Raw genomic sequence first — 15,332 nt, 5'->3', positions numbered from 1 at the left:
TTCGAGAGTACAGAGCGGGCGCCCGGACGCGGCGGTGTCGCCCCGGTCCGCTCCGCTGATCAGGACACGTTCTCGGACCGGCGGGCCGTCCGGAGCGGCCGGGCTGCCGGATGCCGCGGCCGTCAGGGCAGTTCGGGGGGCGGGGTGGGCGCACCCGGGAGGCGGACCGTCACCAGGGTGCCGCCGTTCTCGGCCCGGGTCAGGGTCACCTCGCCGCCGGACTGGCGGACCGTGCGGGCGACGATGGACAGGCCGAGACCCGAACCGGGCAGGGCGCGGGCGCTCGGGGAGCGCCAGAAGCGGTCGAAGACGTGCGGGAGTTCGTCGGCGGGGATGCCGGGACCGTGGTCGCGGACCGTGAGGACGCCGTCGGTGAGCCGCACCTCCACGGTGCCGCCCTCGGGGCTGAACTTCACCGCGTTGTCCAGGATGTTGACGATCGCGCGTTCCATGGCGGCCGGTTCGGCCCGGACGAACCAGGGTTCGAGGTCCGCCGTGAGGGTCAGCTCCGGGCCGCGCAGCCGGGCGCGGCGCAGCGCCGCCTCCACGGTGTCCTGGAGCGCGATCACCTGGATCCGCTCGCCGCGCTGCCCCTCCGAACGGGACAGCTCCTGGAGGTCGCCGATCAGTGCGGCCAACTCCGTCACCTGCGCCTTCACGGACGCCAGCAGCGCCTTGCGGTCCGCCTCGGGCAGCGGGCGGCCGGTCTCCTCGCTGCGGGTGAGCAGTTCGATGTTGGTGCGCAGGGAGGTGAGGGGCGTGCGCAGTTCGTGGCCCGCGTCGGCGATCAGCTGCTGCTGGAGGTCGTGGGAGGACGCCAGGGACGCGGTCATCGAGTTGAAGGAGCGCGAGAGCCGCGCGACCTCGTCCTCGCTGTCGTCCTCGACGGGGATGCGGATGGTCAGGTCCTCGGTGCGGGCCACGTGCTCGACGGCCTCGGTGAGCTTGTCGACCGGCCGCAGACCGGCGCGGGCCACCGCGAGCCCGGCGGCACCGGCGCCGACGACCCCTATCCCGGAGACGAGCAGGAGCAGCAGCGCCAGGTCGTTGAGGGTCTTGTCGGTGTCCTTCAGCGGCGTGGCGATCAGCAGCGCGTGCCCCGGGTACAGCTGGGGGCCCGCGGGGGAGGCGATGAGCAGCGGGGAGGTCAGCACGCGTACGGGGTTGCCGTCGGTGTCCGTGCCGTCGTGCAGCCGCTCGATGCCCTGCCCGGCGTTCCGGGCGATCGCGGTGTCCGCGCCGGTGACCCGGACGGTGCCGACGGAGTTGGTGAAGACGCAGGTCCCGCCGGTCGCGCTGATCACCTGGACGTAGTAGTCGGCGGAGCCGGGACCGCGGTCGTCCGAGGGGCGGGGCGTGGTGGTGCAGTCGGCCAGCAGGTTCGCCACGCTCTGCGAGCTGACCGGCCTGCTGGTCGCCTTCAGGTCCTCGTCGATCTGCTGGATCAGCTTCCCCTGGACGATGAACCAGCACGTCACCGACACCGCGGCCACGCCGAACGCCACCGCCGCCGCCACCAGCAGGGCGAGCCGGGAGCGGATCGGCAGGGAACGGAACCGGCGCACCGCCTTGTTCACTCCGCGCCGCCCTGCCGCAGGACGTACCCGACCCCGCGCACGGTGTGCACCAGGCGCGGCTCGCCGCCCGCCTCGGTCTTGCGCCGCAGGTACATCACGTAGACGTCGAGGGAGTTCGACGAGGGTTCGAAGTCGAAGCCCCACACCGCCTTGAGGATCTGCTCCCGGGTGAGCACCTGGCGCGGGTGCGCCATGAACATCTCCAGGAGCGTGAACTCGGTCCGGGTCAGTTCCACCTGGCGTCCGGCGCGTGTCACCTCACGGGTCGCGAGGTCCATGCGCAGGTCGGCGAAGGCCAGTACGTCCCCTTCGTCGACCGTGTCGTCCACGGCCGCCGCGTACGAGCTGCGGCGCAGCAGCGCGCGGATCCGGGCGAACAGCTCGTCCAGCTCGAACGGCTTGACGAGGTAGTCGTCCGCCCCGGCGTCCAGCCCGGTCACCCGGTCGCCGACCGTGTCGCGGGCGGTCAGCATGAGGATCGGGGTGGTGTCGCCGGCGCCGCGGATCCGGCGGGCGGCGGTCAGGCCGTCCATGCGGGGCATCTGGATGTCGAGGACGACCAGGTCGGGCCGGTAGGCGCCCGCCTTCTCCAGCGCGTCCGCGCCGTCCACGGCGACCTCGGTGTCGTACCCCTCGAAGGCGAGGCTGCGCTGCAGGGCCTCGCGCACCGCGGGCTCGTCGTCGACGATCAGGATGCGCTGGGCGGCACGGTCGCGGTCGTCACGGTCGCGGTCGCCGTCGGCGGGGCTCATCGGTCGTGGTTCCTCGGGTTCCTCGGGGCCGGCCGGGCCTGGCGGGACGACCGGTGGGTCGCTCTCCAGGCCCGTGAGGGGACGCTCCCAGATTCGCATGTCCGACACCCGCCGCGCGGCGCGCGGCCGCTCAGGCCGCCACGGCCGTCAGCCGTCCCAGGGGCACCTTGTGGCGGTGCGGGCGGGTGGCGGGCATCCGCAGGCCCATCAGGTGGGGGACGGCCGCCGCGGCGGGGGCGGGGGCGGTCCGGGGGGCGCGGCTCACGGGGATGTCCGCGCGGGCGCTCTCGTCGGGGGTGCCGGTCGTCTGGTGCGTGAGCTGCTGGATCATGACGTGCTCCTTGTCGTGCGGGGGTGCGCGTTCTCGTCCTGCGGGTCCTCTTCCGTCCTGCCGGTTGCCAGTTGGCACTTGCCGGTTGTCGATGGTCAGTCGTGGGTTGCCGGTTGCCCGTTGCCGGCCGCCGGACACCTTCGTGGGGCGGGGACGGCCGGGCCGGGGCCGGTCAGTTCTGTGCGCCGGAGCGCAGCTTGGCCAGGTCGGCCTTGACGGTGTTGACCGGGATGGCGAAGCCGAGGCCGACGCTGCCCGCGCTGGACGAGTCCGACGCGGCCGCCGCCGAGTACATCGCCGAGTTGATGCCGATGATGTTGCCGTTGGCGTCGATCAGCGCACCGCCGGAGTTGCCCGGGTTCAGGGACGCGTCCGTCTGGATCGCCTTGTAGGTGGTGGTCGAGGAGCCGGTGTCGCCGTTGAAGTGCCGGCCGCCGAACTCGAACGGCCACTGGCCGTCGCCCTGCTGCCGGCTCTGGTCCTCCTCGGTGGACACGGTCACGTCCCGGTTGAGCGAGGAGACGATCCCGCTGGTGACGGTGCCGGTCAGGCCCTCGGGGGACCCGATGGCCACGACCTGGTCGCCGACCGCCACCCCGTCGGAGTTGCCCAGGGCCGCGGGCTTCAGGCCGGAGGCGCCCTCCAGCCTGATCAGCGCGAGGTCCTTGGAGCTGTCGGTGCCGACCACCCGCGCGGTGTACGTGTCGCCGTCGCTGGTCCGCGCCTTGACCGTCGAGGCGCCCGCTATCACGTGGTTGTTGGTGACGACCTCGCCGCTGCTGCTGATGACCACGCCGGAGCCGGTGGAGGTGCCGTTGTCCAGCGTGGCCGTGATCTCGACGACGCTCGGGCTGACCGCCTTGGCGATCGCGGCGATGCTGCCGCGCTGGCTGGAGGGCACCACGTTGGTGCTGGTGCTGCTGGAGGCGACGGTGTCCTTGCCGGTCAGCTGCTGAAAGGCGTAGGCGGTGCCGCCGCCGACGGCCGCCGCCGCGATCGCCACGGCGGCGAGCAGTGCGAGCGGTCCCCGGGCGCGCTTCCTGGGCCCGGGAGCGGAGCCGGCCGCAGCGGGGGGCAGGAGAGCGGTGCCGCCGTCGTTCCCACCACCATGCGCGCCGTACGCGCCGTGCATGCCGGGCGCACCAGGAGTTCCGTACGCGCCGTGTGCGCCGTGTGCGCCGGGAGTGCCGTACGTGCCCGGCCCGGCGGCGGCGGGCTGCGCGGGAGCGTGCGCCGGGGGGTAGGCCGGTGGGGGCGGCCACTCCGGGTCCACGGGCGAGGCGGAGCCGGTCGGGGCCTGTCCGTCACCCTGGGGGTACTCGTACTCGCCGCTGCGGCGGATGCTCTCGGTCATGTCATTGAGAGTGACCCGCGTTCATGAGAGCTTCCTGAGTCCACGCTGAAAAGCCCGACAGAACCTCGTATGCCCGATATAAAAGTGCGGGCCGTGAGGAGCGGGCCGCAGCGGGTGGCCGCGGCGCGCGGCGTGACCGGCGCGGGGCACGGCGGCGCGGCGTGCGGCCCGGAGGTCAGCCGCAGCCGCAGGAACCGCGGACCACCAGCCGCGAGGGGAAGACCTTCAGCCGCTCCCGCCGCGACCCGGCGACCCGCAGCCCGTCGTCCAGCACCAGGTCCACGGCGGCGCGGGCCATGGCGGACCGGTCGGACGCGACCGTCGTGAGCGGCGGGTCCGCGAGCGGGGCTTCCTTGATGTCGTCGAACCCGGCCACCGCCAGCTCGCCCGGCACGTCGATGCGCAGCTCCCGCGCGGCCCGCAGCAGTCCGATCGCCTGGTCGTCGGTGGAGCAGAAGATCGCCGGCGGACGGTCCGGACCGGCGAGGATCTCCAAGCCGACCCGGTAGGCGTCGTAGCGGTTGTAGGGCGCCTCGAACAGCCGTCCCTCGGTGGTGAGCCCGGCCTCCGCCATCGCACGGCGCCAGCCCTCGACGTGGTCGGAGACGGGGTCGCCCACGGCGGGGGTGTCCGCGGTGCCGCCCATGCAGGCGACGTAGTCGTGGCCGTGCTCCAGGAGGTGGCGCACGGCGAGTTGGGCGCCGCCCAGGTCGTCGGTGACCACGGCGACGTCGTCGATGGCCTCGGGCCGTTCGTGCAGCAGCACCACGCGGGCGTCCCAGGCGTCGATCTCGGCGGCGGCCAGGTCGTTCAGCGCGTGGGAGACGAGGATCAGCCCCGAGACGCGCATCCCGAGGAAGGCGCGCAGGTAGTGGACCTCGCGCTCGGCGACGTAGTCGGAGTTGCCGACGAGGACCATTTTGCCGCGCTCGGCCGCCGCCCACTCGACCGCGTGCGCCATCTCCCCGAAGAAGGGCTGGCGGGCGTCCGGGACGATCAGGCCTATCAGGTCGGTGCGCCGCGAGGCCATGGCCTGGGCGACCCGGTCGGGGCGGTACCCCAGTTCCTTGATCGCGGCGAGGACGCGCTCGCGCGTGGCCGGGGCGACCGGCCGGGGTCCGTTGTTGATGACATAACTGACCACGGCGGTGGAAGTCCCCGCCAGTCTCGCCACGTCGTCCCGAGTCACCTTGGCCACGCGCGGAGTCTACGCGGATGGACACCCCCCGGGCAGGGAGTATCAGTGCGTGGATGTGCGGCCCCGGCGCGAGGCCCGCACGGTGCGCCCGCCGGCCCCGTGACCCTCCGTGGCCGCCGGCACCTCCGGGCGCGCCTCTCCCGGGCCTCGCCCGCACCCGGCCGGCCTCGCGCGCGAGACCGCCGCGCTCACGCCTCCGCACGCCCCCCGCGCCCGCTCACGCCTCCTTCGCGCCCGCACGCCCCCGCGCCCGCTCACACCTCCGCACGCCTCCTGCGCCTCTCACGCCTCGCGCTCGGCGTGCGAGCCCCCCCGCGCCCCTCACGCCTCGCGCCCTCACGCCCGGCGTCCGAGCCGCCCGCGCCCGCTCATGCTTCCGCGCGGGCCGGGGCGCCGGTGGCGGCGCTGTCGCCGGCCTCGCCGGTCCCGCGCCCGGTGCGGCCGGCCGTCCTCGTCCCGCCCTTGTCCTCGCCCGCGGGGCGGTCCGCCTTCTCGGGCTTCTCCGGGGTGACGAACCGGTATCCCACGTTGCGCACGGTGCCGATCAGGGACTCGTGCTCGGGGCCGAGCTTGGCCCGCAGCCGCCGTACGTGCACATCGACGGTCCGCGTGCCCCCGAAGTAGTCGTAGCCCCAGACCTCCTGGAGCAGCTGGGCACGGGTGAAGACGCGGCCCGGGTGCTGCGCGAGGTACTTGAGCAGCTCGAACTCCTTGAAGGTGAGGTCCAGCACCCGGCCCTTCAGCTTGGCGCTGTAGGTGGCCTCGTCCACGGACAGGTCGCCGTTGCGGATCTCCATGGGCGAGTCGTCGTCGACCATCTGCCGGCGGCCCATCGCCAGCCGGATCCGGGCCTCCACCTCGGCGGGGCCCGCCGTGTCGAGCAGCACGTCGTCGACGCCCCAGTCCGCGGTGACGGCCGCCAGGCCGCCCTCCGTGACGACGAGGAGCAGCGGACATCCCGGCCCGGTGGAGCGCAGCAGCTGGCACAGGCTGCGCACCTGCGGCAGGTCGCGCCGCCCGTCGATCAGGATGACGTCGGCGCCCGGGGTGTCGACGAGCGCGGGCCCCTCGGCCGGGGCCACCCGCACGTTGTGCAGCAGCAGGCCGAGGGCGGGGAGCACCTCCGCCGACGGCTGGAGTGCGTTGGTCAGGAGCAGCAGAGAACTCATCGCGACCCCCCTGTCCGGGTCGTCGTATGGTCGTGCACGGTTCGCTCGTCCATGGCGTCTGGTTCCTCCTCGGGTCCACTGCGAGGACGTGTGCGGCACTGTTCGTCGCTTCGTCTGTGGTGCGGATCCCGCGCCCTGGGACCCGCCGCGGATCCCGGGCCTTGCACGAACCCAAGAGCCACTGTGCCCCCGAAGGCGCCGTACACCTGCGGTTTCCCGCGTCGTATACAACGGCCGCCGAAAGCACAAAAGGACCCGGGGGCTTCACTGCCCGAGTCCTCTTCGCAGCACAATAGCCGACATGGGCTCGGATTCGGCAGGTCATGTGGCGCGTTCGACGATCGTCCCGGAGTCCGAGACGGCGCCGTCCGCGCGGGTCAGGAGGTTCCTGCGCACGGCGGACGGGGTGGCGGTCGACGCGCTGTACGAGCCGGGGACGGTGGCGGGGGCGGCATCCGGGACGCCGCCCGTGGTGTTCGTGATCGCCCACGGATTCACGGGCGACCTGGGCCGGCCGCACGTGCGCCGGGTGGCGGAGGCGTTCGCACGCCACGGCGCCGTGGTCACGTTCTCCTTCCGCGGCCACGGCGCCTCCACAGGGCGGTCGACGGTCGGCGACCGGGAGGTGCTCGACCTCGCGGCGGCGGTGGGGTGGGCGCGGAGCCTGGGGCACGCGCGTGTGGTGACCGTCGGCTTCTCCATGGGCGGCTCGGTGGTGCTGCGGCACGCGGCGCTGTACCGGCCGGAGAGCGGCACCGGCACCGGCACCGGAGCCAGGACCGGCACCGCGGCCCGCACGGGCGCAGGCGCCGAGGGGCGCACAACGGCGCGCGGAGTGGCGCATCCGGAGCACTCTGAACCCGCTGAGCACTCTGAGCCCGCTGAGCCCGCTGAGCACCCGGACGCCGTGGTGTCCGTGAGCGCCCCGGCGCGCTGGTACTACCGGGGCACGGCCCCCATGCGCCGGCTGCACTGGATGGTCATGCGCCCCGAGGGCCGCCTGGTCGGCCGGTACGCGTTCCGCACCCGGATCCACCACCGCGACTGGGACCCCGTCCCGCTCTCCCCGGTGGAGGCGGCGGCCCGCGTCGCGCCCGCCCCGCTGCTGATCGTGCACGGCGACCGGGACGCGTACTTCCCCCTCGACCACCCCCGGATGCTGGCCGCGGCAGCCGGTGACCAGGGCGAACTCTGGCTGGAGCCCGGCATGGGCCACGCGGAGAACGCCGCCCCCGAGGCCCTCCTGCACCGCATCGCACGCTGGGCCCTCTCCCGGGAGGGCCTAACCTGACCATGTCCATTACCGAGTGACTCGAGGAACGGCATGGCAAAGGTCACGGTGCGCTACTGGGCGGCGGCGAAGTCCGCGGCCCGGGTCGCCGAGGAGCCGTACGAGGCGGAGACGCTCGCCGGAGCGCTCGCCGCGGTGCGCGAGCGCCACCCCGGCGAACTCGTCCGCGTCCTGCGGCGCTGCTCGTTCCTCATCGACGGTGACCCCGTGGGAACGCGCGATCACGAGACGGTACGGCTGACCGAGGGCGGCACGGTCGAGGTGCTCCCCCCGTTCGCAGGAGGGTGAGCATGACCGACCAGCCGTACGAGGGCTCCGGGTACGACGGCTCCGGGCAGGGCGCGTACGAGGGCTACGACCCCTACGCCGCCCAGCACCAGCAGTATCAGCACCACCCCGAGCAGCAACAGCAGCCCCACCAGCCCCACCAGCAGCAGTACGGGCAGCAGCCCGCCCACCCGCAGGCGCCCGCCCCCCAGCAGCAGTACCCGCCCGCCCAGCCGCAGCAGTACCCGTACGGCCAGCCCCAGCCCCAGCCCCAGGCCTGGCCCGGCAGGCAGCAGGCGTACGACGATCCGTACGCCGGTCCCGCCCAGCAGTGGCAGGGCCAGACCTGGGACACCCAGACCCACGGGCAGCCGGTCGTCGCCGCCCCGGAACCCGCGGCACAGACGGCCTACCTGCCCCAGGTGGACCACCCCCAGCCGCAGCCGCAGGCCCACCCCGGGCCGCACGCCGGGCCGCGGCCGCACCCGTCGGCGGCCTACGCGGGCCCGGCCCCCACCGGCCCCGCCCGGACGGCCCCCGCGGCCCCGGCGGCCTCCGCCGCCCCCGCGGCCCCTTCCGCCCCGGAGGACCCGGCCGCCGAAGAGCCCGCCTACGGTCCCGCCACCATCGGCGGCAACACCCGGGTCACCGACGCCCAGCGGGCCCGCGCGGAGGGCCGCTCGCCGGTCATCGACCCGGGCATGCAGCCCGCCGCGCTGACGGCGCTGCTCGGGCTGTTGCTGGCCGGTGCGGCCGAGGCCGGGACGTACGCACTGCTCGTACCGCTGGTGGTGCTCCAGGCGGTGACGGCGGCCGGCTGGTTCCGGCTCAACGGCATGTGGCCCGCCCGGCAGGGCATCGCCCTCGGTTTCGCGGGCGCGCTCGTCAGCGACGTGGCGGTGCTCGGCGCGGGCCGCGAGCACGCGCCCGCGGCGATCCTGGGCACGCTCGGCGTCTGGGTGCTGCTCTCCCTCGTCCTCCAGCTGCGCTCCCACGCCGACCCGGACGAACGGATGTACGGCCTGATGGCGACCGTCGCCTCGGCGGCGCTGTCGATCCTGGCGACCGGCTATCTGGCGGGCGGCTCGGACGCGGTCGCGGTGGGCGCGGCGGCGGTCGCGGTGGCCGTCCTGGCGCGTGCGCTGCCGCTGCCCGCCGCGGCGTCGGTGGTCGTCGCGCTGCTCGCGGCGGCGGGCGCGGGCATCGCCGTCGGCGGCATGACGGGCCTGGGTGCCAAGGGCGCGCTGCTCGGGGCGTGCGCCGCGGTGTGTGCCCTGATCGGGCACCGCGTGGCCGCCTACGACTACCCCTCCCGCTTCGTGCACTTCACGGCCGGGGTCGCCCTGCCGCTGTCGGCGGCGGCGCCGGTGGTGTGGGTGCTGGGACGCGCGCTGGGCTGAGCCGTCCGGTGCTGTCACAGGTGATCGACAATCCCGCGGTCGCGCATCCGGGCGGGGTTACGCTCGCGAAGGACGGCTGCCCGGTCGTCGTGGACGGATGAGGTGGGGGAACACCGGATGCGCGCCCTGCGAGCACTGCTGATCGTCGTCGTGGTCCTGGGCGTGCTGTTCGTGGTGGTCGACCGCGTCGCGGTGCACTTCGCCGAGGGCCAGGTCGCCGACCGGCTGCGCAGCGCGGAGCACCTGGCGAGCACCCCCGACGTGTCCATCGCCGGTTTCCCGTTCCTCACCCAGGTGGCGGGCGGTGAGCTGGACGACGTCGAGGTCGGCATCAAGGACTACGAGGCGGCCACCGGAGAGGGCGACAAGATCCGTATCGACGACCTGAAGGCCCACATGAGGGGCGTGGAGTTCTCCGGCGACTACCGCTCGGCCACCGCCGCCCGCGCCACCGGCACCGCGACCATCGCCTACGACGAACTGCTGAAGGCCGCCAAGTCGACGCCGACCGACATCGGCTTCGGCCTCAAGGCGCAGGTGGTGGGCCTCTCGGACGGGGGCGACGGCAAGATCAGGATGGCCGTGCGGATCGCGTCGTTCCCGGTGGTCCACGTGCTGGGTTCGATCGAGGTCGAGGGCGACAGGATGCGGGTCACTGCCGACGGGATGCCCAAGCTGGCCGGTCTCGCGCTCGCCGAGAGCCGGATGCGGGCCATCACCGACTTCCAGCAGGCCCTGGACCAGCTGCCGGGAGGCATCAGGCTCGACTCGGTGCGGGCGGGGAAGGACGGAGTCGAGATCACGGTGAAGGGGTCGCACGTCAAGCTCACGCAATGACCTCCGAAGCTCCTGCCATGACGTCCGAAGCTCACGTCACGACGTCCTGAGCCCACGCCATGACGTCCGAGGAGCGAGACACCCCGTCCGTACCGCAGCTGCGCCGCCGGGGACGGGCGGCCCCGGGACCGCCCCGGTTCTGGCTCATTTCCTCCGGTGTCCCACATGGCGGACCATCCCGTCTCATGATGCGACACGCCGGTGACATGGCAGCCTGTCCCTCCCTACGATCGACGGCATGAGGCGACAGGCGGATCTCACGAAGCGGCGGGCAGTGGACCTGTGCCGCGTTGCCGCCATGCTCTGTCGCCCCTTCTGAGCGGAAGCCCTCCCGAGGCTCCGCGTCTCCCAGCCGCCCTGCTCGAAGGGCATCCGTGCGCCGCTCGCACCCCGAGCGCGCAGCCACGCACCCGCACGCCCCGCCGTAACTGCCCCGGAGGAGATTGAGCATGAGCCGCACTGACGTCCTGGTCGACGCCGACTGGGTCCAGGAGCACCTGGACGACCCGAGCATCGCCATCGTCGAGGTGGACGAGGACACGTCCGCGTACGACAAGAACCACATCAAGAACGCCATCCGGATCGACTGGACCGACGACCTCCAGGACCCGGTCCGCCGGGACTTCATCGACCAGGCCGGCTTCGAGAAGCTGCTGTCGGAGAAGGGCATCTCGAACGACCACACGGTGGTCCTCTACGGCGGCAACAACAACTGGTTCGCCTCCTACGCCTACTGGTACTTCAAGCTCTACGGCCACGACAACGTCAAGCTCCTCGACGGCGGCCGCAAGAAGTGGGAGCTGGACGCCCGCGAGCTGGTCGACGGCACCGACGTGCCCGAGCGTCCGAAGACCGACTACAAGGCCAAGCCGCAGGACACCTCCATCCGCGCCTTCCGCGACGACGTGGTGAAGGCCATCGGCGCGCAGAACCTGGTCGACGTGCGCTCGCCCGACGAGTTCTCCGGCAAGCTGCTCGCCCCGGCCCACCTGCCGCAGGAGCAGTCGCAGCGCCCGGGCCACGTCCCGTCCGCGAAGAACATCCCGTGGTCGAAGAACGCCAACGACGACGGCACCTTCAAGTCGGACGAGGAGCTGAAGGCCCTCTACGCCGACGAGGACGTGGACCTCGCCAAGGACACCATCGCCTACTGCCGCATCGGTGAGCGCTCCGCCCTGACCTGGTTCGTCCTGCACGAGCTGCTGGGCGTGGAGAACGTCAAGAACTACGACGGCTCCTGGACCGAGTACGGCTCCCTGGTGGGTGTGCCGATCGAGCTGGGCTCCGGCAAGTAAGACGGACCCGACCGTACCGACCTCTCAAGACCTCTCTTCAGGAGTACGCCATGTGTGGAGCGAAGGCCGGCGGCCCCGACGCCTCGACGATCAAGCCCGGTGAGACGACGATCCAGGGGCAGGTGACGCGTGACGGCGAGCCGGTGAAGGGCTACGTCCGCCTGCTGGACTCGACCGGCGAGTTCACCGCGGAGGTCCCGACCTCCGCCACCGGCCAGTTCCGCTTCTACGCCGCGGAGGGCACCTGGACCGTGCGCGCGATGGTCCGCGGCGGCAGCGCGGACCGTACGGTGGTCGCCCGGCAGGGCGGGCTCGCGGAGGTCGCGATCGCGGTCTGAGACCGCCGAGCACGCGGAGGGCCGCACCCCGGGGTTGGACGCCAGGGGTACGGCCCTCCGGCTTGTCCGCGCACCCGCCGCCCAGGGGGGCGCGGAACTACCCTGAAGGTATGTACGCACGGCGCCGCCACGCCTACTTCGCCATGATGGGCACCTGCATCACGCTGTTCGTCCTGGCGTGGGGGGTCGTGCGCATCTGGTCGGTGCCGGCCGCCGTCGGCATGTGCCTGTTCGCCATGGTCATCCCGCCGGTCGCCGCCATGGTCGCCAACCGGCGCGGCCCCGACGACCGCTGGTGGGACGACCCGTCCGGCGACCCGAAGTCCGACGAGTGGTGGGACGAGCTGGACGGCAAGAAGCGCCGCTGAGGGCGGCCGGGGACCGGTCCCGGCGCTCGTCTCAGTAGACGAGCGCCTGCGTTCCGTCGGCCGTCGCCTCCTGCACGAAGACCTGCGCGCCCGCGATCCGCACGCCCTCGATGACGTCCTCCTCCGTGATGTCCCGGCGGGCCGCGCACTGCGTGCACAGGGTGACGCGGCCGGCCGCGAGGACCGAGTCGATCAGGTCGGGCAGCGGGGCGGCGTGCGGAAGCTCGAACTCGGCCGCCCGCCCTGGCAGCGCGAACCAGGACGACTCCCCGGTCAGCCACAGGGACACGTCCACACCGCTGGCCACGGCCACCGCCGCGACCGTGAACGCCTGCGAGCACCGCTCGGGGGAGTCCGCACCGGCCGTCACCTTGATCACGAGCTTCTTCGCCATGCCCGAATCGTAATCAACTCCTTTACAACCGCGGGTGCCGCCAGGGGGTCTCCTGTGCAGCGCGCATACGGAAGGCGCGCTTCATGTTCTGTGGGGGCACGTCTTGGAAGTACCGGAAAGACCGATTTCCGCGCCCGGGGGGGTTGCGGAGGCTGCGGTGGCCGCGCCGGAAGCACCACCGCGCCGGTCCAGGCGTACCGCGCTGCTCGTCGCCGCCGCGGCCGTGCTCGGCGTGGTCGCCGGCACCTGCACGGGTTACATCGTCCAGGCGGGCCGCGAGCCCACCCCGCTCCCTCCGCTCTCCCAGCCGGTGGTCGGGCAGGCCAAGGGCGAGGCGGAACCGCTGCCGGCCGCGCAGGACCGCCGGGTGAAGACCGACGGTGACCTGCGCAAACTGCTGGTCGACCGGCCGAAGGGGGCCCGGGACGATCCGTACGGCGCGAACGGCGACGGCTGGATGAGCCTCACGGAGTACGCGCACGAGTTCACCAAGCCGGACAAGGCGTTCGGCAACGACCTCTCGGACGATTTCCGGCGGGCGGCCGGCACCAGGTGGGAGACGGGCGACACCCATGAGGTCGAGATCCGTCTCGCGCAGTACCGCCAGGAAGAGGAACTGACCGCCGCGGGCCAGGCCGCCGGCGCGATGTACTGGGCGGAGCGGGAGATCCACGGCCACCACTGGCCGATCCCGGGCACCGGCTCCGGCATGGCGTACACGGCCACCGAGCCCCATCGGAAGCCGGGATACCTGCCGATGTACGAGGCAGAGGCCCACGCCTGGCGCGGCGACATCGTCATGGAGATCTACGTCTACGACACCAAGCCGATCACCAAGAAGGAGATCATGAGTCTGGCCCAGCGGCAGATGGGACGGCTGTGAACGAGAACCAGTCGGACCAGCCGGTCCAGTCGTCCGTGCCGGCCCCCGCTCCCGCCCCCGATTCCGCACCCGTGCCCGCACCGCGCCGCCGCCGCTGGGGCGTCATCGGCGGGTGCGTCGTGCTGCTCGTCGCGCTCGTCGGCGGCACCGGTTACACCGTCACCACCGTGCGCGCCGCCGACCGCGACCCCGGCTCTCCGGTCTGGCGCCTGCCGAGGTCCGCCGCCGAGCAGCATCCGGCCCCGGCCACCGGTCTGAAGGCGATGCTGCTGCCCTACGGGACCCAGGAATTCGTACGCGGCCCCGACATGGGTCAGTTCGGGAACGACGCCGAGCTGAGCGGCGCGCAGGCCACCCAGCTGCGAAAGGACGCGCTGCGCAACCTGCCCAGCTCCCAGCGGCGGCAGCTGGCGAAGGAGATCGACAAGCAGCACGTCAAGGGCATGGTGATGCGCAGCTACATCAACGACGGCGCCGCGGTCGGCGTCAGCTCCTACGCGGAAAAGGCCTACACCGTCCAGATCGTGCTCTCCCGGATGGGCAGCAGCAGGACCGTGCGTTCCATCGCCGGCTACCAGCAGCAGTTCTTCGAGACGCTGAGGATCTTCCGCGCCGGTCCGAAGATCGAAGGGCACCGGAACGCTCGGTGCTTCCTGCCGCCCGCGGACTCCGAGGAGAAGCTCGACGCGATGATCTGCTCCGGGTACGAGGACGACGTCCTGGTCAGCGCGACCATGCAGGCGGTCAAACCGCTCGACACCGAGGACGCGGCCCGGATGTTCCGCAAGCAGCTCGACCGCATCAAGGGATCGGGGCAGGCGGTATGACCGAGCAGACCACCGAAGCGACCGCCGGGCAGAGCGCGAAGGACACTCTTCCCGAACCACCGACCGCGCCCCCGCCGCCGGCCACGGACCCCGCGCCCGCGCTCACCGCACCCGCCCCGCCCGCCAGGCGGGACCGCCCCCGGCTGCGCGCGCTGCTCCGGTGGACCGCCGCCGTCGTCGTGTTCGCGGTGGCCGGGGCCGGGACGGCGTACGGCATCACCCGCGCGGACCGTACGGACCTCCCCGGTCTCGCCACCGCGTCCGACGGCCGCTGGGACTACCCGCCGATCGTCAGGCCGCCGCTGCCGTCCGGCAGTCTCGGCCGGGACGACTCGAACAACACCGCCGGCGCGCACTACGCCGACCTGCGCGCCCTGGTGCTGCCCGCGCCGCACGGTGCCCGCGAGGACACGGCGCTGCGGGGCACCGGCGGCTGGCTGGCGACGAAGGACTTCCTCGCCGCGTACGCGCGCCCGCAGGACCGCGAGGAGTTCGGGCAGCAGCTGACCGACCACGGCCTGCGGCACGCCGCCGCCCGCGGCTGGACCACGGCGGACGGAACGCGTACGCGGATCTACCTGCTGCAGTTCGACACCGCGGCCGTCGTGCAGCACCTGTACGACACCGGGCTCTCCCAGTCCGGCGGCCCCGGGTACGAGCTGGCGGGCGTCGAGCGGTCCGTCTTCGACAACGGTTTCCCGACCGCCTCCCGGGTGGACGGCGTCGACCGCGTCGCCTACGTGGAGGCCGAGCCCTACGGCGCCGAACAGGTCCGCCAGGCCTATCTCCGCGCGGGGGACGTCCTCGCCCTGGTCGTCCAGTCCCGCAAGGGCTCGGCGGCCGCCGTGCCGTTCCAGCAGACGGTGACGCTGCAGAGCGAACTGCTCGGCTGAACGGGTGAGGGAGTACCTCGCCAAGAGGGCCGGGCCCCGGCCGACTAAGCTGGGGCCCGGCCCTGTGTACGTACGTACCGCACCGCGCTCGACAAGGAGCACCCCGTGGAGATCTTCTTCGAAACCCTGCTGGTCCTGGTCTGCGTCGGCGTCCTCGC

18 protein-coding genes are annotated in these 15,332 nt (G+C 73.0%); 11 read left to right on the top strand and 7 right to left on the bottom strand.

The features are described 5' to 3' along the window. Positions 1–122: 122 nt before the first annotated feature. The 6 genes from IG64_RS17720 to IG64_RS17695 all read right to left on the bottom strand — a co-directional run bounded on the left by IG64_RS17720 (position 123) and on the right by IG64_RS17695 (position 6,381). On the bottom strand, positions 123–1,577 hold the full coding sequence (locus IG64_RS17720; protein WP_037857179.1) for a HAMP domain-containing sensor histidine kinase: 1,455 nt from the start codon (positions 1,575–1,577) through the stop codon (positions 123–125). Beyond that, complete coding sequence (locus IG64_RS17715; protein WP_037857176.1) at positions 1,574–2,329, bottom strand: response regulator transcription factor; 756 nt, start codon at positions 2,327–2,329, stop codon at positions 1,574–1,576. The genes IG64_RS17720 and IG64_RS17715 overlap by 4 nt, the downstream gene beginning before the upstream one ends. Positions 2,330–2,459: 130 nt before the next feature. Beyond that, on the bottom strand, positions 2,460–2,660 hold the full coding sequence (locus tag IG64_RS17710) for a hypothetical protein (RefSeq protein ID WP_051813003.1): 201 nt from the start codon (positions 2,658–2,660) through the stop codon (positions 2,460–2,462). A gap of 172 nt (positions 2,661–2,832) precedes the next feature. Beyond that, positions 2,833–4,014 (bottom strand): S1C family serine protease, encoded by a 1,182-nt coding sequence (locus tag IG64_RS17705; protein ID WP_037857175.1) that lies wholly within the window; start codon positions 4,012–4,014, stop codon positions 2,833–2,835. Positions 4,015–4,189: 175 nt separating this feature from the next. Next, a complete protein-coding gene (locus IG64_RS17700; RefSeq protein ID WP_078884063.1) occupies positions 4,190–5,212 on the bottom strand; it encodes a LacI family DNA-binding transcriptional regulator in 1,023 nt (340 codons plus the stop codon). Positions 5,213–5,580: 368 nt separating this feature from the next. After that, on the bottom strand, positions 5,581–6,381 hold the full coding sequence (locus IG64_RS17695) for a response regulator transcription factor (RefSeq protein WP_037857168.1): 801 nt from the start codon (positions 6,379–6,381) through the stop codon (positions 5,581–5,583). 301 nt (positions 6,382–6,682) lie between these two features. Here IG64_RS17695 and IG64_RS17690 point away from each other — a divergent pair, with 301 nt between their 5' ends. The 8 genes from IG64_RS17690 (at position 6,683) to IG64_RS17660 (ending at position 12,177) form a co-directional block, all read left to right on the top strand. Beyond that, the gene (locus tag IG64_RS17690; RefSeq protein WP_107474284.1) at positions 6,683–7,672 is read left to right on the top strand and encodes an alpha/beta hydrolase; all 990 of its coding nucleotides are present in this window, start codon (positions 6,683–6,685) and stop codon (positions 7,670–7,672) included. Positions 7,673–7,705: 33 nt separating this feature from the next. Beyond that, positions 7,706–7,960 carry a MoaD/ThiS family protein gene (locus IG64_RS17685; RefSeq protein ID WP_037857162.1) on the top strand — a complete coding sequence of 85 codons (255 nt, stop codon included), beginning with the start codon at positions 7,706–7,708 and terminating at the stop codon, positions 7,958–7,960. A 2-nt stretch (positions 7,961–7,962) separates the two neighbouring features. After that, positions 7,963–9,339 (top strand): hypothetical protein, encoded by a 1,377-nt coding sequence (locus IG64_RS17680; RefSeq protein ID WP_037857159.1) that lies wholly within the window; start codon positions 7,963–7,965, stop codon positions 9,337–9,339. Positions 9,340–9,456: 117 nt separating this feature from the next. Beyond that, entirely contained in the window at positions 9,457–10,176 is a 720-nt protein-coding gene (locus IG64_RS17675) for a DUF2993 domain-containing protein (protein ID WP_037857156.1), read from the top strand. A gap of 238 nt (positions 10,177–10,414) precedes the next feature. After that, positions 10,415–10,495: an Ms5788A family Cys-rich leader peptide gene (locus IG64_RS43260; RefSeq protein WP_351055874.1), complete on the top strand. Its 81-nt coding sequence runs from the start codon at positions 10,415–10,417 to the stop codon at positions 10,493–10,495. A gap of 130 nt (positions 10,496–10,625) precedes the next feature. Continuing rightward, complete coding sequence (locus IG64_RS17670) at positions 10,626–11,471, top strand: sulfurtransferase (RefSeq protein WP_037857153.1); 846 nt, start codon at positions 10,626–10,628, stop codon at positions 11,469–11,471. Between the two features lie 50 nt (positions 11,472–11,521). Next, the gene (locus IG64_RS17665; RefSeq protein ID WP_037857149.1) at positions 11,522–11,809 is read left to right on the top strand and encodes a DUF1416 domain-containing protein; all 288 of its coding nucleotides are present in this window, start codon (positions 11,522–11,524) and stop codon (positions 11,807–11,809) included. 110 nt (positions 11,810–11,919) lie between these two features. Then, complete coding sequence (locus IG64_RS17660; RefSeq protein WP_037857147.1) at positions 11,920–12,177, top strand: DUF3099 domain-containing protein; 258 nt, start codon at positions 11,920–11,922, stop codon at positions 12,175–12,177. Between the two features lie 31 nt (positions 12,178–12,208). On the opposite strand, the gene IG64_RS17655 is transcribed toward IG64_RS17660, so the two are convergent. Then, positions 12,209–12,571, bottom strand: a complete 363-nt coding sequence (locus IG64_RS17655) for a DsrE family protein (protein WP_037857146.1) — start codon at positions 12,569–12,571, stop codon at positions 12,209–12,211. A gap of 157 nt (positions 12,572–12,728) precedes the next feature. Between IG64_RS17655 and IG64_RS17650 the strand changes: the two genes are divergently transcribed. From IG64_RS17650 to IG64_RS17640, 3 genes are read left to right on the top strand one after another with little or no spacing between them, the layout of a single operon-like run. Further along, a complete protein-coding gene (locus IG64_RS17650) occupies positions 12,729–13,454 on the top strand; it encodes a hypothetical protein (RefSeq protein ID WP_051813001.1) in 726 nt (241 codons plus the stop codon). Continuing rightward, positions 13,451–14,281, top strand: coding sequence for a hypothetical protein (locus tag IG64_RS17645; protein WP_037857142.1), 831 nt, complete (start codon positions 13,451–13,453; stop codon positions 14,279–14,281). The genes IG64_RS17650 and IG64_RS17645 overlap by 4 nt, the downstream gene beginning before the upstream one ends. After that, positions 14,278–15,174, top strand: a complete 897-nt coding sequence (locus IG64_RS17640) for a hypothetical protein (protein WP_037857139.1) — start codon at positions 14,278–14,280, stop codon at positions 15,172–15,174. The genes IG64_RS17645 and IG64_RS17640 overlap by 4 nt, the downstream gene beginning before the upstream one ends. The last annotated feature ends 158 nt before the right edge of the window (positions 15,175–15,332 follow it).

Source organism: Streptomyces sp. NRRL S-340, from assembly GCF_000720185.1.
In the GTDB taxonomy this organism is placed as follows: Bacteria; Actinomycetota; Actinomycetes; order Streptomycetales; family Streptomycetaceae; genus Streptomyces.
This window is presented reverse-complemented; position numbering and strand designations above follow the sequence as displayed.

What these genes read in the sequence shown, in the direction of transcription:
- IG64_RS17670 (WP_037857153.1), top strand. Translation starts at nt 10,626, where the DNA reads ATGAGCCGCACTGACGTCCTGGTCGACGCCGACTGGGTCCAGGAGCAC.
- IG64_RS17695 (WP_037857168.1), bottom strand. Translation starts at nt 6,381, where the DNA reads ATGAGTTCTCTGCTGCTCCTGACCAACGCACTCCAGCCGTCGGCGGAG.
- IG64_RS17640 (WP_037857139.1), top strand. Translation starts at nt 14,278, where the DNA reads ATGACCGAGCAGACCACCGAAGCGACCGCCGGGCAGAGCGCGAAGGAC.
- IG64_RS43260 (WP_351055874.1), top strand. Translation starts at nt 10,415, where the DNA reads ATGAGGCGACAGGCGGATCTCACGAAGCGGCGGGCAGTGGACCTGTGC.
- IG64_RS17660 (WP_037857147.1), top strand. Translation starts at nt 11,920, where the DNA reads ATGTACGCACGGCGCCGCCACGCCTACTTCGCCATGATGGGCACCTGC.
- IG64_RS17675 (WP_037857156.1), top strand. Translation starts at nt 9,457, where the DNA reads ATGCGCGCCCTGCGAGCACTGCTGATCGTCGTCGTGGTCCTGGGCGTG.
- IG64_RS17705 (WP_037857175.1), bottom strand. Translation starts at nt 4,014, where the DNA reads ATGACCGAGAGCATCCGCCGCAGCGGCGAGTACGAGTACCCCCAGGGT.
- IG64_RS17715 (WP_037857176.1), bottom strand. Translation starts at nt 2,329, where the DNA reads ATGAGCCCCGCCGACGGCGACCGCGACCGTGACGACCGCGACCGTGCC.
- IG64_RS17685 (WP_037857162.1), top strand. Translation starts at nt 7,706, where the DNA reads ATGGCAAAGGTCACGGTGCGCTACTGGGCGGCGGCGAAGTCCGCGGCC.
- IG64_RS17680 (WP_037857159.1), top strand. Translation starts at nt 7,963, where the DNA reads ATGACCGACCAGCCGTACGAGGGCTCCGGGTACGACGGCTCCGGGCAG.
- IG64_RS17665 (WP_037857149.1), top strand. Translation starts at nt 11,522, where the DNA reads ATGTGTGGAGCGAAGGCCGGCGGCCCCGACGCCTCGACGATCAAGCCC.
- IG64_RS17655 (WP_037857146.1), bottom strand. Translation starts at nt 12,571, where the DNA reads ATGGCGAAGAAGCTCGTGATCAAGGTGACGGCCGGTGCGGACTCCCCC.
- IG64_RS17710 (WP_051813003.1), bottom strand. Translation starts at nt 2,660, where the DNA reads ATGATCCAGCAGCTCACGCACCAGACGACCGGCACCCCCGACGAGAGC.
- IG64_RS17690 (WP_107474284.1), top strand. Translation starts at nt 6,683, where the DNA reads ATGGGCTCGGATTCGGCAGGTCATGTGGCGCGTTCGACGATCGTCCCG.